The 20,331-nt window shown below is 67.3% G+C and carries 20 protein-coding genes and 1 tRNA gene; 19 read left to right on the top strand and 2 right to left on the bottom strand.

What is annotated here, in order from left to right; genetic code table 11:
* Nucleotide 1: 1 nt before the first annotated feature.
* Nucleotides 2-313 carry a hypothetical protein gene (locus tag KB874_RS15495; RefSeq protein WP_212537463.1) on the top strand — a complete coding sequence of 104 codons (312 nt, stop codon included), beginning with the start codon at nt 2-4 and terminating at the stop codon, nt 311-313.
* 55 nt (nt 314-368) lie between these two features.
* Here the strand turns inward: KB874_RS15495 and KB874_RS15490 are convergent.
* Together KB874_RS15490 and KB874_RS15485 are read right to left on the bottom strand one after the other, a co-directional pair.
* Nucleotides 369-444, bottom strand: a tRNA-Ala gene (locus KB874_RS15490).
* Between the two features lie 99 nt (nt 445-543).
* Nucleotides 544-867, bottom strand: a complete 324-nt coding sequence (locus KB874_RS15485) for a TIGR02300 family protein (RefSeq protein ID WP_212537462.1) — start codon at nt 865-867, stop codon at nt 544-546.
* A gap of 106 nt (nt 868-973) precedes the next feature.
* On the opposite strand from KB874_RS15485, the gene KB874_RS15480 reads away from it, so the two are divergent.
* The 18 genes from KB874_RS15480 to folD all read left to right on the top strand — a co-directional run bounded on the left by KB874_RS15480 (nt 974) and on the right by folD (nt 20,305).
* Complete coding sequence (locus KB874_RS15480; RefSeq protein ID WP_212537461.1) at nt 974-1,660, top strand: M48 family metallopeptidase; 687 nt, start codon at nt 974-976, stop codon at nt 1,658-1,660.
* A gap of 57 nt (nt 1,661-1,717) precedes the next feature.
* Nucleotides 1,718-2,368: a GntR family transcriptional regulator gene (locus KB874_RS15475; RefSeq protein WP_212537460.1), complete on the top strand. Its 651-nt coding sequence runs from the start codon at nt 1,718-1,720 to the stop codon at nt 2,366-2,368.
* Between the two features lie 71 nt (nt 2,369-2,439).
* On the top strand, nt 2,440-2,829 hold the full coding sequence (gene ybgC, locus KB874_RS15470) for a tol-pal system-associated acyl-CoA thioesterase (RefSeq protein ID WP_212537459.1): 390 nt from the start codon (nt 2,440-2,442) through the stop codon (nt 2,827-2,829).
* Between the two features lie 162 nt (nt 2,830-2,991).
* Entirely contained in the window at nt 2,992-4,254 is a 1,263-nt protein-coding gene (locus KB874_RS15465; protein WP_212537458.1) for a PQQ-dependent sugar dehydrogenase, read from the top strand.
* Nucleotides 4,251-4,829: a c-type cytochrome gene (locus tag KB874_RS15460; protein WP_212537457.1), complete on the top strand. Its 579-nt coding sequence runs from the start codon at nt 4,251-4,253 to the stop codon at nt 4,827-4,829. The genes KB874_RS15465 and KB874_RS15460 overlap by 4 nt, the downstream gene beginning before the upstream one ends.
* 222 nt (nt 4,830-5,051) lie before the next feature.
* Nucleotides 5,052-5,747 carry a protein TolQ gene (gene tolQ / locus KB874_RS15455; RefSeq protein ID WP_212537456.1) on the top strand — a complete coding sequence of 232 codons (696 nt, stop codon included), beginning with the start codon at nt 5,052-5,054 and terminating at the stop codon, nt 5,745-5,747.
* A 3-nt stretch (nt 5,748-5,750) separates the two neighbouring features.
* Nucleotides 5,751-6,233: a protein TolR gene (gene tolR, locus KB874_RS15450; RefSeq protein WP_212537455.1), complete on the top strand. Its 483-nt coding sequence runs from the start codon at nt 5,751-5,753 to the stop codon at nt 6,231-6,233.
* A gap of 6 nt (nt 6,234-6,239) precedes the next feature.
* Nucleotides 6,240-7,355 (top strand): cell envelope biogenesis protein TolA, encoded by a 1,116-nt coding sequence (locus KB874_RS15445; protein ID WP_212537454.1) that lies wholly within the window; start codon nt 6,240-6,242, stop codon nt 7,353-7,355.
* 131 nt (nt 7,356-7,486) lie between these two features.
* Nucleotides 7,487-8,809 carry a Tol-Pal system beta propeller repeat protein TolB gene (tolB, locus tag KB874_RS15440; RefSeq protein WP_212537453.1) on the top strand — a complete coding sequence of 441 codons (1,323 nt, stop codon included), beginning with the start codon at nt 7,487-7,489 and terminating at the stop codon, nt 8,807-8,809.
* Nucleotides 8,810-8,874: 65 nt separating this feature from the next.
* On the top strand, nt 8,875-9,399 hold the full coding sequence (gene pal / locus KB874_RS15435; RefSeq protein ID WP_212537452.1) for a peptidoglycan-associated lipoprotein Pal: 525 nt from the start codon (nt 8,875-8,877) through the stop codon (nt 9,397-9,399).
* Nucleotides 9,400-9,415: 16 nt separating this feature from the next.
* Nucleotides 9,416-10,252 (top strand): tetratricopeptide repeat protein, encoded by an 837-nt coding sequence (locus KB874_RS15430; protein ID WP_346346561.1) that lies wholly within the window; start codon nt 9,416-9,418, stop codon nt 10,250-10,252.
* A 127-nt stretch (nt 10,253-10,379) separates the two neighbouring features.
* Nucleotides 10,380-11,726: a tRNA lysidine(34) synthetase TilS gene (gene tilS / locus KB874_RS15425; protein ID WP_212537450.1), complete on the top strand. Its 1,347-nt coding sequence runs from the start codon at nt 10,380-10,382 to the stop codon at nt 11,724-11,726.
* 76 nt (nt 11,727-11,802) lie between these two features.
* Nucleotides 11,803-13,716, top strand: coding sequence for an ATP-dependent zinc metalloprotease FtsH (gene ftsH, locus KB874_RS15420; protein ID WP_212537449.1), 1,914 nt, complete (start codon nt 11,803-11,805; stop codon nt 13,714-13,716).
* Between the two features lie 104 nt (nt 13,717-13,820).
* Complete coding sequence (locus tag KB874_RS15415) at nt 13,821-14,306, top strand: hypothetical protein (RefSeq protein ID WP_212537448.1); 486 nt, start codon at nt 13,821-13,823, stop codon at nt 14,304-14,306.
* Nucleotides 14,307-14,418: 112 nt separating this feature from the next.
* Nucleotides 14,419-16,728, top strand: coding sequence for a calcium-binding protein (locus tag KB874_RS23175; protein ID WP_212537447.1), 2,310 nt, complete (start codon nt 14,419-14,421; stop codon nt 16,726-16,728).
* Between the two features lie 122 nt (nt 16,729-16,850).
* Nucleotides 16,851-17,438: an MOSC domain-containing protein gene (locus KB874_RS15405; RefSeq protein WP_212537446.1), complete on the top strand. Its 588-nt coding sequence runs from the start codon at nt 16,851-16,853 to the stop codon at nt 17,436-17,438.
* A 150-nt stretch (nt 17,439-17,588) separates the two neighbouring features.
* Nucleotides 17,589-19,265 (top strand): formate--tetrahydrofolate ligase, encoded by a 1,677-nt coding sequence (locus tag KB874_RS15400; RefSeq protein WP_212537445.1) that lies wholly within the window; start codon nt 17,589-17,591, stop codon nt 19,263-19,265.
* A 149-nt stretch (nt 19,266-19,414) separates the two neighbouring features.
* A complete protein-coding gene (folD, locus tag KB874_RS15395) occupies nt 19,415-20,305 on the top strand; it encodes a bifunctional methylenetetrahydrofolate dehydrogenase/methenyltetrahydrofolate cyclohydrolase FolD (RefSeq protein ID WP_212537444.1) in 891 nt (296 codons plus the stop codon).
* The last annotated feature ends 26 nt before the right edge of the window (nt 20,306-20,331 follow it).

Here is a 20,331-nt window from a genome sequence, read left to right as displayed (position 1 = left end):
CGTGGAGGACCTGGCCGACACCGTCACCGCGCTGGTCGAGGCCGAGATCGCGGCGCTGGATGTGTCGGGCCGGGCGAACCGCCTGCTGCTGGAGGCGTTCCGGGGGCAGCGCGTGCGGCGGCCGCGGCCGATCACGGTGCAGTTCTCGGGCGGGATCTGGCAGACCTGCTGGAGCGTGACGCGATCAAACGGCGCCTATTCGGTCGTTTACCTGCCAAGTGCAGGGTATTTCTCGCTTTGTGTCGATTCGGATTTCGGACCGCTCGACATCGGCGTGCACGGGCCTGCGCTGGCGGTGTTCGGGTCTGTCTGAGACCGTGCCACCAAACGAAAAAGACCCCGACGATGCGGGGCCATTTACGTGTATTTGGTGGAGCCTAGGGGGATCGAACCCCTGACCTCTTGCATGCCATGCAAGCGCTCTCCCAGCTGAGCTAAGGCCCCATCCTTGGCAGCGCGGTCGGCGCTGTGCCGGGGTGATTACGCAATGCCGTGGGCGGGATCAAGCAGAAAAATCCCGCCCCTCGGCATAATTTTCGGGCGTCAGTCGTCGTCGTCTCCGGCGACGTCGGTGATCTCGTCGAGCGAGACGTTGTCGTCGTCCTCGTCCTCGAGAACGTCGTCATCATCCAGTTCCACATCGACGTCGTCATCGTCCAGCAGATCGACATCCTCGACGTCGTCCTTGCGGGCCTTGGCGGCCGATGCGCGATCGGCCTGGTCCGGGGCGATCATGCTTTTCTTGTTGACGTCCAACTGCACGATCTCCCCGGTGTAGGGGCTGACGATCGGATTGCGGTTGAGGTCGTAGAATCTCTTGCCGGTGGTGGGGCAGAGGCGCTTGGTGCCCCATTCTTCCTTGGGCATGGCGGGTCCCCTTCGCTTGGGTGGTCTTGGCACAATCCGCGCCCTCTGCCATAACGCCGGGCGGGTGTCAAAGCCTTTGGCACGGATGGCGGCGGGCAGGGATCACATGGGCAATATCCGGCTGCCGGGCAATCCCGGCATAGACGTGGTCTTGCGGCGCAGCGCGCGGGCGCGGCGGCTGTCCTTGCGCCTGTCTCAGCTTGACGGGCGGGTCACGCTGACCCTGCCGCGGGGCGTCCCAGAGGCCGAGGGCCTGGCCTTTCTGCGCCAGAAGGAATCCTGGCTGCGCGGTCACCTGCAGGAACGCGAACCCGAGACGCCGGTCGGCCCGGGCGTTTTGCTGCCCGTCGAGGGGGTCCCGCACGAGGTCGTCGCGGCCCAGGGCCGCGCCGTGCGGCAAGAGGCGGGCGCCCTGCATGTGCCGGGCGACGAGGATCGGGCCGCGGCACGGCTCAAGGGCTGGTTGCGGGCGCGGGCGCGCGACCGGCTGGCCGAGGCCTCCGACCGGTATGCGGCGCGGCTGGGCCGGCCCTATGCCGCGCTCACACTGCGCGACACGCGCTCACGCTGGGGGTCTTGCACGGCCGACGGACGGTTGATGTTCAGCTGGCGGTTGATCCTCGCCCCGCCCGAGGTTCTGGATTACGTCGCCGCGCACGAGGTTGCGCACCTGGCCGAGATGAACCACTCGCGCGCCTTCTGGTCGGTGGTCGAACGCATCCACGGCGACTGGCGCGCACCGCGCCGCTGGTTGCGCGACGAGGGTGGCGCGCTGCACCGGTTCCGGTTCTGACCCCAGGCTGCGCCCTACCCGGCTTGACCGGCGGCGCAGATGTGATCACATGACGCCATGCAGATCACCACACGCCATTCCGATCCTTCCGCCTCGGCCCATGACCGCGTCTATCGCGGGCTGCGCACGCGCATCATGCACGGCCAGATCCCGCCCGGCCAGGCCCTGACCTTGCGCGGCATCGGGCGCGAGTTCGATGTCTCGATGACCCCAGCCCGCGAGGCGGTGCAGCGGCTGGTGGCGGAAGGCGCGCTGTCGATGTCGGCCTCGGGGCGCGTCGCGACGCCGGAACTGTCCAACGAGCGGATCGAGGAACTGGCCGCCCTGCGTGCTCTTATCGAGGTCGAACTGGCCAGCCGCGCCCTGCCGCGCGCCCATATGGCGCTGATCGACCGTCTCCAGGCGATCAATGCCGGCATCGCCGACGTGGTTAGCAACCGCGACGCGGTGGGCTATATCCGCACCAACCTGGAATTTCACCGCACGCTTTACCTGCGCGCGCAGGCGCCGGCGATGCTGGCCATGTGTGAAACCGTCTGGTTGCAGCTTGGCCCGACCATGCGCGCGCTCTACAGCCGCCTGCGCCGGTCGGAGCCGCCGCAATACCATCGCCTGATCATCGCCGCGCTCAAGGCCGGGGACGAGCCGGGCCTGCGGCTGGCGGTGCGCTCGGACGTGACGCAGGGCTTGCGGATGCTGACCACCTGACGGAACCGCAACGGTTGAGCCCCCGGCGCGCCGGTGCTTTAGTGCCCGCGCACCGCAAGAGAGGGCGCCGCATGACACATCTCTTTCCCGTCCGCGTCTATTACGAAGACACCGACATGGCGGGGATCGTCTACCACGCCAATTACCTCAAGTTCATCGAGCGGGCGCGGTCGGACTGGGTCAAGCAGCAGGGCCTCGACCAGAACGCCATGCGCGAGAAGGACGGGATCGTCTTTGTCGTCCGCCGCATCGAGGCGGATTACCTCGGCATGGCGAAATACGACGACGCGCTGGAGGTACGGACCGAGGTCAAGGCGATGACCGGCGTCCGGCTGGTGATGTCGCAAGAGGTCATGCGCGGCAAGGATTGCGTCTTTCGCGCCGAGGTGACGGCCGTCTGCGTGACCCTTGATGGGCATCCCGCCCGTTTGCCCGCCATCCTGCGCCGCCGGCTGATTTAGGTCGCCCGCCCGGTGGGCGCGGCAAGGCATTGCTGCACCCGCAAGACGACCCCGTTGACGCAACGGTAATCGGTCGAAAGAATGCCCGTGGGGGGCGAGTTCCACATCGCGCATTCACGCTGCGATAAAAAACGCCTGTCGCCCCTTTCTTGGGAGGAAGACATGAAGACCAAACGATTCGCATCGATCCTTATGATGTCCACGCTGCTTGCCGGTCCGCTGGCGGCGCAGGACAACATGGACAAGCTGACGAACATGCAGCGCACCGACGCCACCTTCACCGTCATCGATCAGGAGGGGGACCGCGCTGCCGCCCTGCGAGAGATCATTCCGCATATCAACGTGCCGGAGGGCTTCGAGGTCAGCCTCTACGCCGTTGTGCCGGATGCCCGGTCGATGGCGGTGGCGCCGCAGGGCACGGTCGTGTTCGTGGGCACCCGCAAGGACAAGGTCTGGTCGGTCGTCGACCGTGACCGCAACCGTGTCGCGGACGAGGTCTTCGATTTCGCGCCGTCGATCACCTTCGACATTCCGAACGGCCCCTGCTTCTCGCCGGATGGTTTCCTCTATATCGCAGAGCGCAACCGCGTGCTGACCTTCCCGGCGGCCGAGTTCTTCTTCGAAGGGCCGGACCCGGCTGTGGGCGTCGTGGTCGCCAAGGGCGAGCTGATCCCGGCCGAGGAAGAGAGCTTCAACCACACCGCGCGGGTCTGCCGCGTCGGCCCGGACGGCAAGCTGTATATCTCGCTGGGACAGCCCTACAACGTGCAGCCGGCCGAGAAGGTCGAGATGTACGACAAGATCGGCATCGGCGGCATCATCCGCATCAACACCGACGGTTCGGGCCGCGAGGTCTATACACGTGGCGTTCGCAATTCGGTCGGACATGACTTCAACCCGGCAAATGGCGACCTGTGGTTCACCGACAACCAGGTGGACGGCATGGGCGACGACATCCCGCCGGGCGAGCTGAACCGCCAGACCTCTGCCGGCCAGCATTTCGGCTTCCCTTGGACCAATGGCCGCGTCGAGCTTCCCGACTTCAAGGCCGTGGCGCGTCCCGAAGGCGTTGAATTCACCGAGCCCCAGGTCGAGATGCAGGCCCATGCCGCAGACCTCGGCATGAGTTTCTACTCGGGCAGTTCCTTCCCAGACGAATACAAGGGTGGCATCTTCTCGGCGCAGCACGGCTCGTGGAACCGCACCACGCCGGTCGGCGCGCGGGTGATGTTCACCCGCCTCGACGAAGAGGGCAACGCGGCCGGGACCGAGGTTTTTGCCGACGGCTGGCTTGACGAGTCGACCGGAGAGTATCGTGGCCGCCCGATGGACATCGCCTTCCTCAAGGACGGGTCCATGCTGGTCTCGGATGACTTCGCCGGCGCGATCTGGCGCATCGCCTACAATCCGCCGAAAAGCGAATGAGGCGGATCGCACTTGCGGCTCTCGGCGGGCTTCTGCTCGCCGGGGGCGTCTCGGCACAGGATATCGAAGGCGACCGGGCAGCAGGGCGCAAGCTGTCGGGCCAGTGCCGGACCTGTCACGGGGCCGACGGCTTTGCCCAGATCCCGATCGCGCCGCATATTGGCGGTGAACCGGCCAGTTATATTCGCGCGCAACTGACCGCCTTTCGCGACGGCACGCGCGAGCACGAGATGATGTCGATCGTCGCGCGTGCGCTGACCGACCAGCAGATCGCGGATCTGGCCGCCTGGTATTCGGGTCACATGGTCAGCGTCGAGGTCACGGCCGACCCGGCGAACGCGCCCGAGGCTTGTGTCGCCTGCCACGGCGTCGACGGTCTGCACCAGATCGAGGACGCGCCGAACCTGGCAGGCGAGACGAACATCTACATCGACACCCAACTGAAGGCGTTCCGCACCGGCAAGCGCACCCATGACATCATGAGCGCCATTGCCGCGGACCTGTCCGACGAGGAGATCCGGGCGGTCGCCGACTGGTATGCGGCCATCGCCATCACCATCGAGACGGTGGAATAAGCCTTTCGGTCCAACGGGATCGTTTCGCCGGCGCCGCGCCCGTCCCGCGGCGCCGGTATTTCGCGGGAATGACCGCTGCGGGAACCGTTGCCGCCATGCCCCGCAAGGCCCGGCAAACATCCGCCTCTGACGGCAATGTGTTGGCCTTCCCGCTGCAAATCGGCTATGAACGCTGGTAAACACGGCTCCGGCAGAGAGCCGACAGGTGGAAAGAGCAGGTTCATGGAAGCAGAAACGCTGGCCGCCGCGCAGGCGGTGGATTTCTCCATGTGGGGTTTGTTCGCCCGGGCGACCCTTACCGTCAAGCTGGTCATGCTGTTGCTGATCGTGGCTTCGGTCTGGTCTTGGGGGATCATCTTCGACAAGATCGTGGCCTATCGGCAGGCCAGGCGCGAGGCCGCGCAGTTCGACCGCGACTTCTGGTCGGGCGAGCCGCTGGACGAACTCTATGACAAGATGGGCCCCGATCCGAAGGGCCGCGCCGCCCGCGTCTTTGCCGCCGGCATGACGGAATGGAGCCGCAGCCACCGCGAGGATGGCGGGCTGATCCCCGGCGCTCAGGCCCGGATCGACCGCAGCATGGACGTGTCCATCCAGAAGGAATCCGAGGCGCTGCAAAAGGGTCTGCCGGTGCTGGCCACCGTGGGCTCGACCGCGCCCTTCGTCGGCCTGTTCGGTACGGTCTGGGGCATCATGCACGCCTTCATCGAGATCGCGCAGCAGCAGAACACCTCGCTGGTGGTCGTCGCCCCCGGCATCGCTGAGGCGCTGCTGGCCACAGGCCTGGGCCTGCTGGCGGCCATCCCGGCGGTGGTCTTCTACAACAAGCTGTCCGCCGACAGCGACCGCATCATCGGCGGATACGAGGCCTTTGCCGACGAGTTCTCGACCATCCTCTCGCGCCAGCTGGATTCCTGAGCCATGGGCGCGGGTGTGATGAAATCCGGGGGAGGCGGCGGATCGCGCCGCCGCAGGCGCCGCCGCAGCGGTGGTTCGTCCCCGATGTCCGAGATCAACGTAACGCCCTTCGTGGACGTCATGCTGGTGCTGCTGATCATCTTCATGGTGGCCGCGCCGCTGCTGACCGTGGGCGTGCCGGTGGAACTGCCCAAGACCGCGGCGCAGGCGCTGCCCTCGGAAACCGAGGAGCCGCTGACCGTGACGCTGGCCGCCGACGGCACCGTGCTGATCCAGACGACCGAGATCGCGCGCGACGACCTCGTGCCGCGCCTGCGCGCCATCGCGACGGAACGCGCCGACGACCGGGTCTACCTGCGCGCCGACGGGTCAGTGCCTTATGAACAGGTGGCGCAGATCATGGGCGCGCTCAACGCCGGTGGCTTCAGCTCGATCGGGCTGGTGACCGACGTGGGCGGTCCGGCGCTGAACGGTCGGGATCGGTAAACCGGCATGACGCGCGGGACGCAGATATCCGCCGTCATCCACGGCCTTCTGGCGCTGTGGGTGCTGTTCGGCGCGGCATTCCGCTCGGACCCGCCCGAGATGACCGTGGCGGATGTCACGATCCTGTCCGAGGAGGAATTCGCCGCGCTGACCGCGCCGCAATCCCAGCCCTCGCAACCCGCGCCGCCGCGCCCCGAGGCGCGCCCCGAGCCGCCGCCGCCCACGCCCGCGCCGGAACCGACGCCCGCACCCCAGCCGCCGACCCCACCGGAACCGCAGCCCGCGCCGCAGCCGCAGCCGGAACCGCCGCCGGCCGAGGTGCAGGACACCGTCCCGCAGCCGCCTGCGCCCGAGGCTCCGCCGCCTGTGCAGGCGCCGGACGTGTCGGCGCGCCCGATGCCGCGCCCGGCGCCGCGTGTCGCGCCTGAGGCGGTTGCGCCCCCGCCGCCCGAGGCGACCATCGACACCGAGGTTCAGCAGGCCGCCGACCCCGACGCGCAGAGCCCCGACACCGCCGAGACCCAGCAGGAACAGACCGCGCCGCAGGAGGCCGCGACCGAGATCGTCACCGAGGCCGAGCGGCCCGCCTCTGCGCCGACCAGTTCGCTGCGGCCCAAGGCGCGGCCGCCGGCGCCGCAGCAGGTCGTCCAGCCTGCGCCGGAACAGCCCGCGACCCCGCCGCAGCCTACGCCACAGCCAGAAGCCCCGGCGCCGACAGAGACCGCCGCAGTCCCGCGCGACGACGTGGCCGCGGCGCTGGCCGAGGCGCTGGCCGGCGGCTCGTCGCCCTCGGCCGATCCCGGCCCGCCACTGACAGTGGGCGAGCGCGAGGGCCTGCGTCTGGCGGTGCAGGAATGCTGGGTCGTCGACGTGGGCAGCCAGGCGGCGAACGTGACCGTCACGCTCGCCTTCAACATGGCGCCGAACGGCACGGTCGAGGGCGATGTGCGCCTGCTCGACGCCTCGGGCGGCGACGGTGCGGCCGTGGAAACGGCGTTCCAGGCGGCGCGCCGGGCTCTGTTGCGCTGCCAGCAGGGCGGCTACCAGCTGCCGTCCGACAAGTATGAACAATGGAAGCGGATCGAAATGACCTTCAACCCCGCACAGATGAGGCTGCGCTGATGCCGGCGCTTGGCGATTCCCCGCTGATTTGCGCCTTGCGCGCTATTTTGCCGACGCCCGTTTGCCGCTATGCTGGCCGCGAGAGCGCGCGTCAGATGCGCCGGGCAGCAGCCCCAGGAAGGGATGACAGGATGATCCGCATAGTCTCGATGCTTTTCGTGCTGATGGCGGCGCTTTCGCCGCTGTCGGCCTTTGCCCAGACCGGTCCTCTTCGGATCGAGATCACCGAAGGCGTGGTCGAACCCATGCCCTACGCGGTGCCGGATTTCGTGGCCGAGACTGCCGATGCCCAGCAATACGCCGCGCAGATCGCCCGCGTCGTGGCCGAGGACCTGACCGGAACCGGCCTGTTCCGCGAGATCCCGCAGGACGCCCATATCGCCCGCGTGTCCAGCTTTGCCGCGCCGGTCAGCTTTCCCGACTGGAAGGCGATCAACGCGCAGGCGCTGATCACGGGGTCGGTCGGTTCGGACGGCAACGGGCGCCTGGTGGTCAAGTTCCGCGTCTGGGACGTGTTCGCCCAAGCCGAGCTGGGGCAGGGGATGCAGTTCGTCTCGACGCCGGACGGCTGGCGGCGGCTGGCGCACAAGGTTGCCGACCAGGTCTATGCCCGCATCACCGGCGAGACGCCCTATTTCGACAGCCGCGTTGTCTTCGTCTCGGAAACCGGCCCCAAGGATCAGCGCCAGAAACAGCTGGCGATCATGGATTACGACGGCGCGAACCTGCAATACCTGACCGGCACCGCTTCTCTGGTGCTGGCGCCGCGCTTTTCGCCGGATGGCAGCCGGGTGCTGTATACCTCGTATGAAAGCGGCCAGCCCCGGGTGCACGTGCTCAGTGTCGGCACGGTCGAAAGCCGCATCCTTCAGGCCAATACCGGCGTGATGAGCTTTGCGCCGCGCTTTTCCCCCGACGGGCAGACGGTGGTGTATTCGATGACGCAGGGTTCCAACACCGACATCTTCGCCATGAACATCGCCACGGGCGCGATCAGCCAGCTGACCTCGGCACCGTCGATCGAGACCGCGCCCAGCTATTCGCCCGACGGCAGCAGGATCGTGTTCGAAAGCGACCGGTCGGGCACGCAGCAGCTGTATGTGATGCCCGCCTCGGGCGGCGAAGCCGTGCGGATCAGCTTTGGCCAGGGCCGCTACGGCACCCCGGTCTGGAGCCCACGCGGCGACATGATCGCCTTTACCAAGCAGAACGCGGGCCGCTTTCACATCGGCGTCATGCGCACCGATGGCAGCGAGGAACGCCTGCTTACCGCATCGTTCCTCGACGAGGGTCCTTCCTGGGCACCGAATGGCCGCGTTCTGATGTTCGCGCGCGAGACGCAAGGCGCGCAGGGCGCCTCGGCGCTCTACTCGGTCGACATCTCGGGGCGGAACCTGAAGCGGGTCCGCACACCCGCAGGCGCCTCGGATCCCAGCTGGGGGCCGCTCCAGTAACCCCGATTCCCATACCGATTCCGTTGTGTTAACCTCCTCGCAACGAACAAGAGCAGGACAGAACCATGAACCATCTTTCCAAGGCGATCCTTCTTGTCGCCGGCCTGGCCCTTGCGGCCTGCACCAATCCCAACCGCTTCGGTGACGATGGCGGCGCGGGCGGCGCAGGCGCCGGTGGCGTGTCTGGCGGCGTGATCCCCGGCAGCCCCAACGATCCTTCCTCGCCCGCCTATTTCGCCCAGGCGATCGGCGACCGGGTGTTCTTTGCCGTCGACCAGTCGACGCTGAGCCCCGAGGCGCAGGCCGTGCTGAACGGCCAGGCGCAGTGGCTGATGAGAAATTCCGACTACATGGCGGTGATCGAGGGCCATGCCGACGAGCAGGGCACGCGGGAATACAACCTCGCGCTCGGCGCGCGGCGGGCCAACGCGGTCATGGAATACCTGATCTCGCGCGGGGTCTCGTCGAGCCGGCTGAAATTCATCAGCTACGGCAAGGAACGCCCGGTCGAGATCTGTTCCGAAGAGGCATGCTATTCGCGCAACCGCCGCGCGGTGACGGTGATCGCCGCCGGCTCTCTGACGGGCTGACGGGCGGATGCGGGGCATGATCCTGGGTGTGGCGCTGGCGGCGATGACCGCCACCGCCGCCCCCGCGCAGCAGGCCGAGACGCTGGCCGACATCCGGCAGGACATGGCCGTCCTGTTCGTCGAGTTGCAGCGCCTCAAGCAGGAACTGAACACGACCGGATCGAGTGGCGTCGCCGTTTCGGGCGGCCCTCTGGACCGGTTGAATGGCATCGAGGCCGAGTTGCAGCGCATGACCTCGCGCATCGAGCAACTGGAATTCCGCATCGGGCAGGTGGTCGAGGACGGCACGAACCGGCTGGGCGACCTCGATTTCCGCCTGTGCGAGATCGACGACGCCTGCGACATCGCCACGCCGGGCGACACGCCGCGTCTGGGCGGGGCGGCGGTTCCGGCAACGCCGGCCCCGTCATCCGGTCCCGCGCCGATGCCGGGTGCAGGAACCGACAGCCTGCCGGCCGAGGGCGAGCTTGCCGTCAGCGAGGAGGCGGATTTCGTCGCGGCGCGCGCCGCCCTCGACAACGGCGAATTCGCGGTGGCGGCGCAGCTTTTCGCCGCCTTCCGGCAGACCTATCCGCAAGGCCCGCTGGAGGCCGCGGCACTGGTCGGTGAGGGCCGCGCCCTCGAGGGACAGGGCGACACGCGCGAGGCCGCGCGGCGCTACCTGTCGGCCTATACCGACTATCCCGAGGCTCGAGTCGCGCCCGAAGCCCTGTGGCGGCTGGGCACCTCGCTGGCCGCGCTGGGCAGCGTACCCGAGGCCTGCGTGACGCTGGCCGAGGTGGACAACCGCTATGCCGGGTCGGAATTCGCGGGCCGCGCCCGCACCAGCCGCGCGGAACTCGGCTGTCAGTAGGGGGCTTGGGCGTGGAGGGGGCTCTGCCCCCGTGTCGCGTCGCGGCACAATCCGGCGTGGAGGGGGCTCTGCCCCCACGCCTGCGGTGCCCCCCGGGATGTTTTCGGCCAGAAGAAGGGCGGGGCGGATGAGTCTCGATCGGCGCTTCGCCGGGGCGATGGGGCATTTGCTGGGCCCGGATTTTCCCTCGGATATCGCGCTCGCGGTCTCGGGCGGCGGCGACAGCATGGCGATGCTGACGCTGGCACATAACTGGGCGCATGCCTGGGGTGTGCGTTTGTGGGTGGTCACGGTGGATCACGGGTTGCGCCCCGAGAGCGCGGCCGAGGCGGCAATGGTGGCAGAGGAATGCGCGGCTCTGGGCTGGCCACATGCGGTGCTGCGTTGGCACTGGGACGGGACGGGCAACACGATGGATGCAGGCCGCCGGGCGCGGCTTGGCCTGATCGACCGGTGGCGGGGCAGCATCGGGCATGTGCTGATGGCGCATACGCGTGACGACGTGGCCGAGACATTCCTGATGCGGCTGGCGCGCGGTTCGGGGATCGACGGGCTGTCTGCGATGGCGGCCTGCCACCATGTCTTTCCTTCCGAAGCCGTGCCCGGCGAAATCGCCGGAGACCTCCCACCGGCACCGGCAGAGCGCAGCCCGGGCTTTCTGGTGGTGCGGCCCTGTCTCGAGATGGGACGGGAGGAGTTGCGTCACTACCTGCGCACACTCAAGGGCCGCTGGGTCGAAGACCCGAGCAACGAGGACCCCGCCTATGGCCGCGCCCGGATGCGTCGGTTGATGGCGCTGCTCGAGACAGAGGGTCTGGGCCGCGACAGGCTGGCCGAGACCGCTGTGCGGCTTGGGTCCGACCGAGAGGCCCTTCGCCTCCGCGCGGCTGAATTGTGGGGGCGCGTCGGCCGGGCGCACGAGACCGCGGCGGGGGATCGGAGCGGCGTGCTGATCCTCGATCCCGACTGGCACCGGCAGAGCGATCCGGCGACGGCGCGCCGGCTGCTGGGCGGGCTGCTGCACTACCTGTCCGGTGCCGACCATGGCCCCCGGGCCGAGGCGCTGGACGGGTTCCATGACCGGGTCGCCTCGGGCGGGGGCGGAACGCTGCACGGTTGCGAGGCAGCCTTCAGGCAAGGTCGGCTGCTTCTGTTTCGTGAACAGGCCGCCGTCGCGGGTCAGTCAGAGACGATCGGGCCCGAAACGCTGTGGGACGGGCGGTGGCGGCCCGCGCATCGCGCCTTTGACGGCTGCACCCTGCGGGCGTTGGGGGAGAACGGATGGCGCGAAACGGCCCCCGGCAGAGCCGCGGCAGAGTTGCCGCACAGGGCGGCGCTGTCGCTGCCGTCGATCTGGCAGGACGGGACACTGCTGGCCTGCGATGGTCTGAATGTTGGACCGGGCGGTAGCCTGCGGTCGCGGTTCGACGAGATGTGGCCCGGCGGTGTCCGCGAGTTCCTGCTTTCGCATTGAACCCTTCTCCGGGATATCTATGTTACCCGGTAACGCGTCGTGCTAAGCACGACAAGCTTTCAAAGGAGTTTCCCCCTTGGGTAACGCGAGAAACATCGCCTTCTGGGTCGTCCTGTTCCTGTTGATCCTGGCGCTCTTCAACCTCTTTTCCGGTGGCGGCAGCACGCTGCAAAGCCGCGAGATCAGCTATTCCGAGTTCGTCCGCGCGGTCGAGGACAAGACTGTCGCCAACGTGACGCTGGATGGCGAGCAGGTGCGCTTCCGCTCGAATGACGGGACAGACTACGTGGCGATCAAGCCCGAGGATGCCTCGATCACGGAACTGCTGATCGCCAACGACGTGCCGATCCGCGCCGAACAGCAGGAACAGTCGGGTTTCCAGGCCTTCCTTCTCAGCCTGCTTCCCTTCCTGCTGCTGATCGGCGTCTGGATCTACTTCATGAACCGGATGCAGGGTGGCGGCAAAGGCGGCGCGATGGGCTTTGGCAAGTCCAAGGCCAAGCTGCTGACCGAAAAGCACGGCCGCGTGACTTTTGACGACGTGGCGGGCATCGACGAGGCCAAGGAAGAACTCGAGGAGATCGTCGAATTCCTGCGCAACCCGCAGAAATTCAGCCGCCTGGGCGGCAAGATCCCGAAGGGCGCGCTGCTGGTTGGCCCGCCGGGCACGGGTAAGACGCTGCTGGCGCGCGCCATCGCGGGCGAGGCGGGTGTGCCCTTCTTCACCATCTCGGGTTCCGACTTTGTCGAGATGTTCGTGGGTGTCGGTGCCTCCCGCGTGCGCGACATGTTCGAACAGGCCAAGAAGAACGCGCCTTGCATCGTCTTCATCGACGAGATCGACGCCGTGGGCCGCGCCCGTGGCCAGGGCTATGGCGGCGGCAACGACGAGCGCGAGCAGACGCTGAACCAGCTTCTGGTCGAGATGGACGGTTTCGAGGCGAACGAGGGTGTCATCATCGTCGCGGCGACCAACCGGCGCGACGTGCTGGACCCGGCTCTGCTGCGTCCCGGCCGTTTCGACCGCCAGGTGACGGTGCCCAACCCCGACATCAAGGGCCGCGAGAAGATCCTGGGCGTCCATGCTCGCAAGACCCCGCTGGGTCCGGATGTCGACCTGCGCATCATCGCGCGCGGCACGCCCGGTTTCTCGGGCGCGGACCTTGCCAACCTGGTCAACGAGGCGGCGCTGATGGCCGCCCGTGTCGGCCGCCGGTTCGTCACGATGGAAGACTTCGAGAACGCCAAGGACAAGGTCATGATGGGGGCCGAGCGCCGCAGCATGGTCCTGACCGACGAGCAGAAGGAAAAGACCGCCTATCACGAAGCCGGTCACGCCGTCGTCGGCCTGACGCTGCCGCAATGCGACCCGGTCTACAAGGCGACGATCATCCCGCGCGGCGGCGCGCTGGGCATGGTGGTCTCGCTGCCGGAAATCGACCGCCTGAACTGGCACAAGTCTGAATGCGAGGAAAAGCTGGCCATGACCATGGCGGGCAAGGCGGCCGAGATCATCAAGTACGGCCCCGAGAACGTCTCGAACGGCCCGGCGGGCGACATCCAGCAGGCCAGCGCGCTGGCCCGGGCGATGGTTCTGCAATGGGGCATGTCCGACAAGGTGGGCAACATCGACTACCGCGAGGCGGCCGAGGGCTACTCGGGCAACACCGCCGGCCTGTCGGTCAGCGCCCATACCAAGGAGATGATCGAGGAAGAGGTGCGCCGCTTCATCACCGACGCCTATGACCGCGCCTACCAGATCCTGCAGGAGCGCAAGGACGACTGGGAGCGGCTGGCGCAGGGCCTTCTGGAATACGAGACCCTGACGGGCGAAGAGATCGAGCGCGTGATCCGCGGAGAACCGCCGCATTCAGGCGACGACAAGGGCAGCGCGGCCTCGAAGGAGGACACGCCCAGCCTGACCGCGATCCCCAAGACCAAGCCCAAGGCCAAGCCCGAAGGCGGGCTGGAGCCCGAACCGACGGTCTGACGACGAGACCCGGACATCACGCAATGCCCCGCGCCCTGTCGCGGGGCATTGTTTTTTGGCCCCGCGCTCTGTTCAATACCCGGAACGGGAGAGGAACGGACCGGATGCCGCTGTCAACGCTGGCCGATATAGCCGACCTTGTGGCCGCCTGCGCGATCATCGTGTCGCTGGTCTTTGTCGGCTACGAACTGCACCTGACGCGCAAGCAGTCGGAACTGGCGAACTGGCGGGACGTGCTGCAATCCTTCACGGACTACAAGGCGGCGACCAATTCCGGCGATCTGGCGGAATTCCTGGTGCGGGCGCATGCGGATTACCATGCGCTGGACGAGGCGGGGAAGATGCGCTTTGGCCTGTACCTGGAACAGGGCGTTCATATTGGTGGCAACTTCCTCAAGCACAACGACTCGCTGCCGCGCAAGCTGGTCGGGCTGGAGGATGCGATCATGCACACCTTGGCCGAGATGCTGACGACACCCGGCGGGGCAGCCTGGTGGCAGGAGGCGCATGAGCGGAGGCGGTTCATGCCGGCGACCTATGTCGTCGTGGACGACCTGCTGGCCCGGCACCGGCGCAAGACAGCGGCCTGACCTTACCATCCGTTCCTGAAATGATCCCGATTGACGCATCTGTGCACACGGCCCTAGCGTCGCAGTGATCGGGCCCGAGTCCGGCAACCCGGGGTTTTCAAACGGGTTGGCCATGTCCTCTTTCCAGATCGAATCCACCCCTGATGCGTTCTTCGTGCGGCAGGTCCTGCCGATGGCGGATGGCCGCTTTGCGGCGCTGATTGCCGGGGTCGGCGCGGCGCCGTCGCAGGTGGCCCTGTTCGGCACGGCACGCGACGGAACCGTGCAGCGGATCGGAACCGACATCTTTCCCGCCAATGGCGCTGGATCCCTGGTCGAGCGTGCGAATGGTGGCTTCGCTGTGCTCTCCGGTCTTAACGACGGTTCGCCCGACAGCGGTCGGTTGCTTGTCACCCTGTTCGATGCCGGCGGAACCGAGGTCGATTCCTTCCTGCAGCCACAGGGCATCCGTCTTCGCGGCGATCCGGAACTGAATTTCGGAGCCGTTCCAGGCTCACCCGACATATGGCTGGGCGGGTTCGACGGGGCACAGTTCTCGATCAACCGGACCGATACCGAAACCCTTCACGTTCTTGACCCGTTGCAGTCTCTGCCCGGCAACCTCGGCTTTGCGTTCGATGGCGGGTTCGGCGTGGCGGGCTTTTTCGCGAACAGCGGGACCCGGGGCGAGTTGGTCGAGGCCACGTCTGTCACCACCGCCGACGGGTTCGTGCCCACCTATGCCAATCCAAGGAATGTCGACTTCAGCATCAGGTCGCTGACCACGGCGGGGAACCTTTTCGTCGAGGCCGGGGTCATCCTTCAGCGCCAGAGAATCGCCGATGGGGGCAACCTCCTGAGCAGCTATCAGATCAATATCGCAGAGCCCGACACCGGCACGATCCGCACGCTGGTCGGCGAGGACCTGGGCTTCGGTTTCGCCAGCGTCAAGGCGGTCGAGGTGCCGGGTCTCGGCTTTGCCGTTCTCATCACGGTCGAGGGGGGACCCATTGGCACATCGGGCTTCATCGAAGAAGCCGAGGTGATCTTCTTCGACCTTGCCGGGGAACAGCGCGGCAGCGCCACGGTCTCGGACCTCGTCGGCCAGCGAACGACGGCGGCGAACGGCACGTTCTCGTTCACGGCGCTGGTCGATCCGCTGCACCAGGTCCTGCGGTTTCTGACCGTCTGGATGCCCCTTGATGAGGCCGGTGCAAGACTGCCGTCACGCGGCACGATCACCACGCTGATCCCGACGCCCTTCGGCGATCAGGTCGGCTTCTTGCAGGAGGGGACCGTCTACGGGGATTTCCTCGCGGGCCTGGCGATGGGCGACGTGATTTCCGGCGGGGACGGAAACGATACGCTGCACGGCCGCGGCGGTGGCGATGTGCTGGATGGCGGCAACGGTGATGACACCCTGCACGGCGGCGGTGGCAATGATGACATGCTCGGCGGGGCGGGGTTCGACCTGCTCTTTGGCGACGATGGCAACGACCGGCTGATCGGTGGCGACGACGACGACTTTCTCGCCGGGAACCGGGGCAACGACACGCTGGCGGGAGGCGACGGCAACGACGAAATGCAGGGCGGTTCCGGTAACGACCTGCTGTTCGGCGAAGCCGGGGCAGACAGGCTGAACGGCTTTGCTGGCGCCGACGTGCTGCGCGGCGGGCTGGGCGACGACACGCTCGAAGGAGACGACGGTGACGATGCCCTGTCCGGCGGCGAGGGCAACGACGTGCTGAGGGGCGGACGGGGGCGGGACGACCTGTTCGGCTTCGCGGGAAACGACGAACTGCAGGGCGGTCTTGGCGACGACACGCTTGCGGGAGGGGCGGGAGCGGACACGCTTCGCGGCCATGAAGACAACGACCGGTTGTCCGGGGACGACGGCGACGATTTCCTGAAAGGCGGGAAAGGCAACGATACGCTGTTCGGCGGCGCCGACAATGACACTCTGGATGGTGAGGCCGGGGACGACATCCTGGTCGGCGGCGAAGGATCCGACCTGATGGTCGGCGGCTTTGGCGCGGACCGCCTGTTCGGCATGGGCGGAAACGACATACTCCTTGGCGGTTCCCGGTCCGACACGCTGAGCGGGGGCGACGGTGACGACCTCATCGAAGGCGAAGGCGGCAGCGATCTGCTGATCGGTGGCAGGGGGGCGGACACGTTCCTTTTCACTGCGATTGCCGATCTCGGATCGCTGGCGGTCTTCGACCGGATCCAGGATTTCGACCCAACGGTGGACGTGCTGGACTTCCAGTTCGCCGGGCCGATCGAGAAGTCCTCCAGCCTGTCCGGGGCGGGCGAGGCGGAATATGTCTACACCCCGTCGACCGGCGTGCTGAGCGCCGATATCGATGGCGACGGATCGGTGGACTTCCAGCTTCGCTTCCTCAACAAGCCCACGTTCGAGGCGATGCCCGACCTGATCTGATGCGCTTGCCTTCGTCTCTGGCAAGACGCTGCCGCGGTCTTTTCATTCGTCTTGCGGATGGGCAAAGTGCGTCGCGACAGGCGGGGTGAAACCCCGCCCTACGATCTGCAGGAGGGCGCGCTATGCCGGCACTGAAACCGACCGAGTACGAGGCCGAGATCGTCTGGCTGGGCGTCGTCACCAGCATGGATCGCGCGGCGCTGCTGGCCGAAATGCGCGACGCGCTGGACCTGCGCTTTGACGGCGTGGCGGGATCGGTGCATGGCGGGTTGACGCGTGAATCCTGCACGCGGGTCAAGGCGCAGTATCCGGTGGGAACCGCGATCCGCAACGAACGGCAGCTGAGCATCCTCAGCGCCGAGGAACTGGACGCCATCGCGGCGAAGATGGGCCTGGACAGCATCGACCCGGCCCGGCTGGGCGCCAGCATCGTGCTGCGCGGCATCCCGGATTTCAGCCATGTCCCGCCCTCGTCGCGCCTGCAGGCGCCCTCGGGCGCGACCGTCGTGGTGGATATGGAGAACCGCCCCTGCCAGTTTCCTGCCAAGAGCATCGAGACGGTGGCACCGGGCATGGGCAAGGGGTTCAAGACCGCCGCGACAGGGCGGCGCGGCGTCACCGCCTGGATCGCGCGCGAGGGGCGCGTCGCGCTCGGCGACCGGATGCGCCTGCACATCCCCGACCAGCCCGGATGGCAACCCGGCTGGTGACGCGCGTTTCCGATCCGCGCCGACCCGCCCCGGCGTGACACGGGGCGCGCCGCAAGATCGCGGAGAAATGTCGTATTCACCGTGACAAGCGGGTGAACCCCTCTGTATCCCTTGCCCCAACGACACGTCTGCGAGGGGAGCGCGCCCGCCATGGCCTACAAATCCGACATCGAGATCGCCCGCGAAGCCAGGAAGAAGCCGATCCAGCAGATCGGCGACCGCCTGGGCATCCCGGCCGAGCACCTGCTGCCCTACGGCCATGACAAGGCCAAGGTCGGCCAGGCCTTCATCGACAGCGTGCAGGACCGGCCGAACGGCAAGCTCATCCTCGTGACCGCGATCAACCCGACCCCGGCGGGCGAGGGCAAGACGACGACGACCGTGGGCCTTGGCGACGGTCTGAACCGGATCGGCAAGAAGGCGGTGATCTGCATCCGCGAGGCCAGCCTCGGCCCGAACTTCGGGATGAAGGGCGGGGCCGCGGGCGGCGGCATGGCGCAGGTCGTGCCGATGGAGGACATGAACCTCCACTTCACCGGCGACTTCCACGCCATCACCAGCGCGCACAGCCTGCTGGCGGCGATGATCGACAACCACATCTACTGGGGTAACGAGCTGGATATCGACATCCGCCGAGTTGCCTGGCGCCGGGTGGTCGACATGAATGACCGCGCGCTGCGCCAGATCACCTGTTCGCTGGGCGGTGTGGCCAATGGCTTTCCGCGGGAGACGGGGTTCGATATCACCGTGGCCTCCGAGGTCATGGCGATCCTGTGCCTGGCGAAGAACCTCAAGGACCTGGAAACGCGCCTGGGCGACATGATCGTCGCCTACCGCCGCGACAAGACCCCGGTCTATTGCCGTGACATCGGCGCCGAAGGCGCGATGACCGTGCTGCTGAAGGACGCGATGCAGCCGAACCTCGTGCAGACGCTGGAGAACAACCCGGCCTTCGTGCATGGCGGCCCCTTCGCCAATATCGCGCATGGCTGCAACTCTGTCATCGCGACGACCACGGCGCTGAAGATCGCGGATTACGTCGTGACTGAGGCCGGCTTTGGCGCCGACCTGGGCGCCGAGAAATTCATGGACATCAAGTGCCGAAAGGCCGGGCTGCGCCCCGACGCGGTGGTGATCGTCGCCACGGTGCGCGCGATGAAGATGAACGGGGGCGTCGCCAAGGCCAACCTGGGCACCGAGAACGTGGACGCGGTCAAGGCGGGTTGCGCCAACCTAGGCCGTCATGTCGAGAACATGCAGAAATTCGGCGTGCCGGCGGTGGTGGGGATCAACCATTTTGTCACCGACACCGAGGCCGAGGTGCAGGCGATCCGCGATTATTGCGCGGGGCTGGGGGTCGAGGCGATCCTGAACAAGCATTGGGCCGAGGGTGGCGCAGGCATCGAGGCGACCGCGCGCAAGGTCGTAGAGCTTTGCGAGGGCGGCACGGCGGACTACCGCCCGCTCTACCCCGACGAGATGAGCCTCGCCGACAAGATCGAGGCGATCTGCAAGGGCATCTACCGCGCCGACGGCGTGCAGATCGACGGCAAGATCCGCGCCCAGCTGAAGGAATGGGAAGAGCAGGGATATGGCAACCTGCCGGTCTGCATGGCCAAGACGCAGTATTCCTTCACCACCGATCCGAACCGCCGCGGCGCGCCGACCGGCTTCGAGATCCCGGTGCGCGAGGTGCGGCTGTCGGCGGGGGCAGGGTTCGTGGTGGCGATCTGCGGCGAGATCATGACGATGCCGGGCCTGCCCAAGGTTCCAGCGGCGAACTCGATCCGGCTGAACGACGCGGGTCAGATCGAAGGGCTTTTCTAGGACAGGGGGACGGCGGAACGGCGCTCGGCCCGGCCCCTGGCCGGACCATCGCCCCGCCCGCCATCCGGCACCGCGCCAAGGGGCGAAGGGGGCTGGCCAAACGGTGTCCGATGGCGCAAACCCGCCCGGTGCAGCACAAGGAGACAGCGATGACAGCGACTCTCATCGACGGAAAGGCCTTTGCCGTCACGGTGCGCGGCAAGGTGGCAGAGCACGTGGCGCGTCTGGTGGCGGATCACGGCATTACCCCTGGCCTGGCGGTGGTGCTGGTGGGCGAGGACCCGGCCAGCCAGGTCTATGTCCGTTCCAAGGGCAAGCAGACGGTCGAGGTCGGCATGGCCAGCTTCGAGCACAAGCTGCCCGCCGACACGTCCGAGGCCGACCTGCTGGCGCTGGTCCAGCGGCTGAACGCAGATCCGGCGGTGCATGGCATCCTCGTGCAGCTGCCGCTGCCGAAACACCTGGACGAGTCGCTGGTCATCAATGCCATCGACCCGGCCAAGGATGTCGACGGCTTCCACATCTCGAATGTCGGGCTTCTGGCCACCGGGCAGAAAAGCATGGTGCCCTGCACGCCGCTTGGTTGCCTGATGCTGCTGCGCGACCATCTGGGCTCTCTGTCCGGCAAGGATGCCGTGGTGATTGGGCGCTCGAACATCGTCGGAAAGCCGATGGCGCAACTCTTGCTGGGCGACAGCTGCACCGTGACCATCGCGCACAGCCGCACCCGTGACCTGGCCGACGTGGTGCGCCAAGCGGATATCGTGATTGCGGCCGTGGGCCGACCCGAGATGGTGCCGGGCGACTGGATCAAGCCGGGCGCGACGGTGATCGACGTGGGCATCAACCGGATCGAGCGCGACGGCAAGACGGTGCTGGTTGGCGACGTGGACTTCGCCAGCTGCGCCGCGGTCGCCGGCGCGATCACGCCCGTTCCGGGTGGTGTCGGTCCGATGACCATCGCTTGCCTGCTGGCGAACACCGTCACGGCCTGCTGCCGGGCGAACGGTCTGCCGGAGCCGGAGGGGCTGACCGCCTGACGCCAAAGGGTGGGGTCATCCCCGCC

Origin of the sequence: Thetidibacter halocola, from assembly GCF_018224955.1 — a bacterium.
Taxonomy (GTDB): Bacteria; Pseudomonadota; Alphaproteobacteria; order Rhodobacterales; family Rhodobacteraceae; genus Thetidibacter; species Thetidibacter halocola.
Note: the sequence above shows the minus strand (reverse complement) of the source record. Positions and strands in the feature narration are given on the sequence as shown.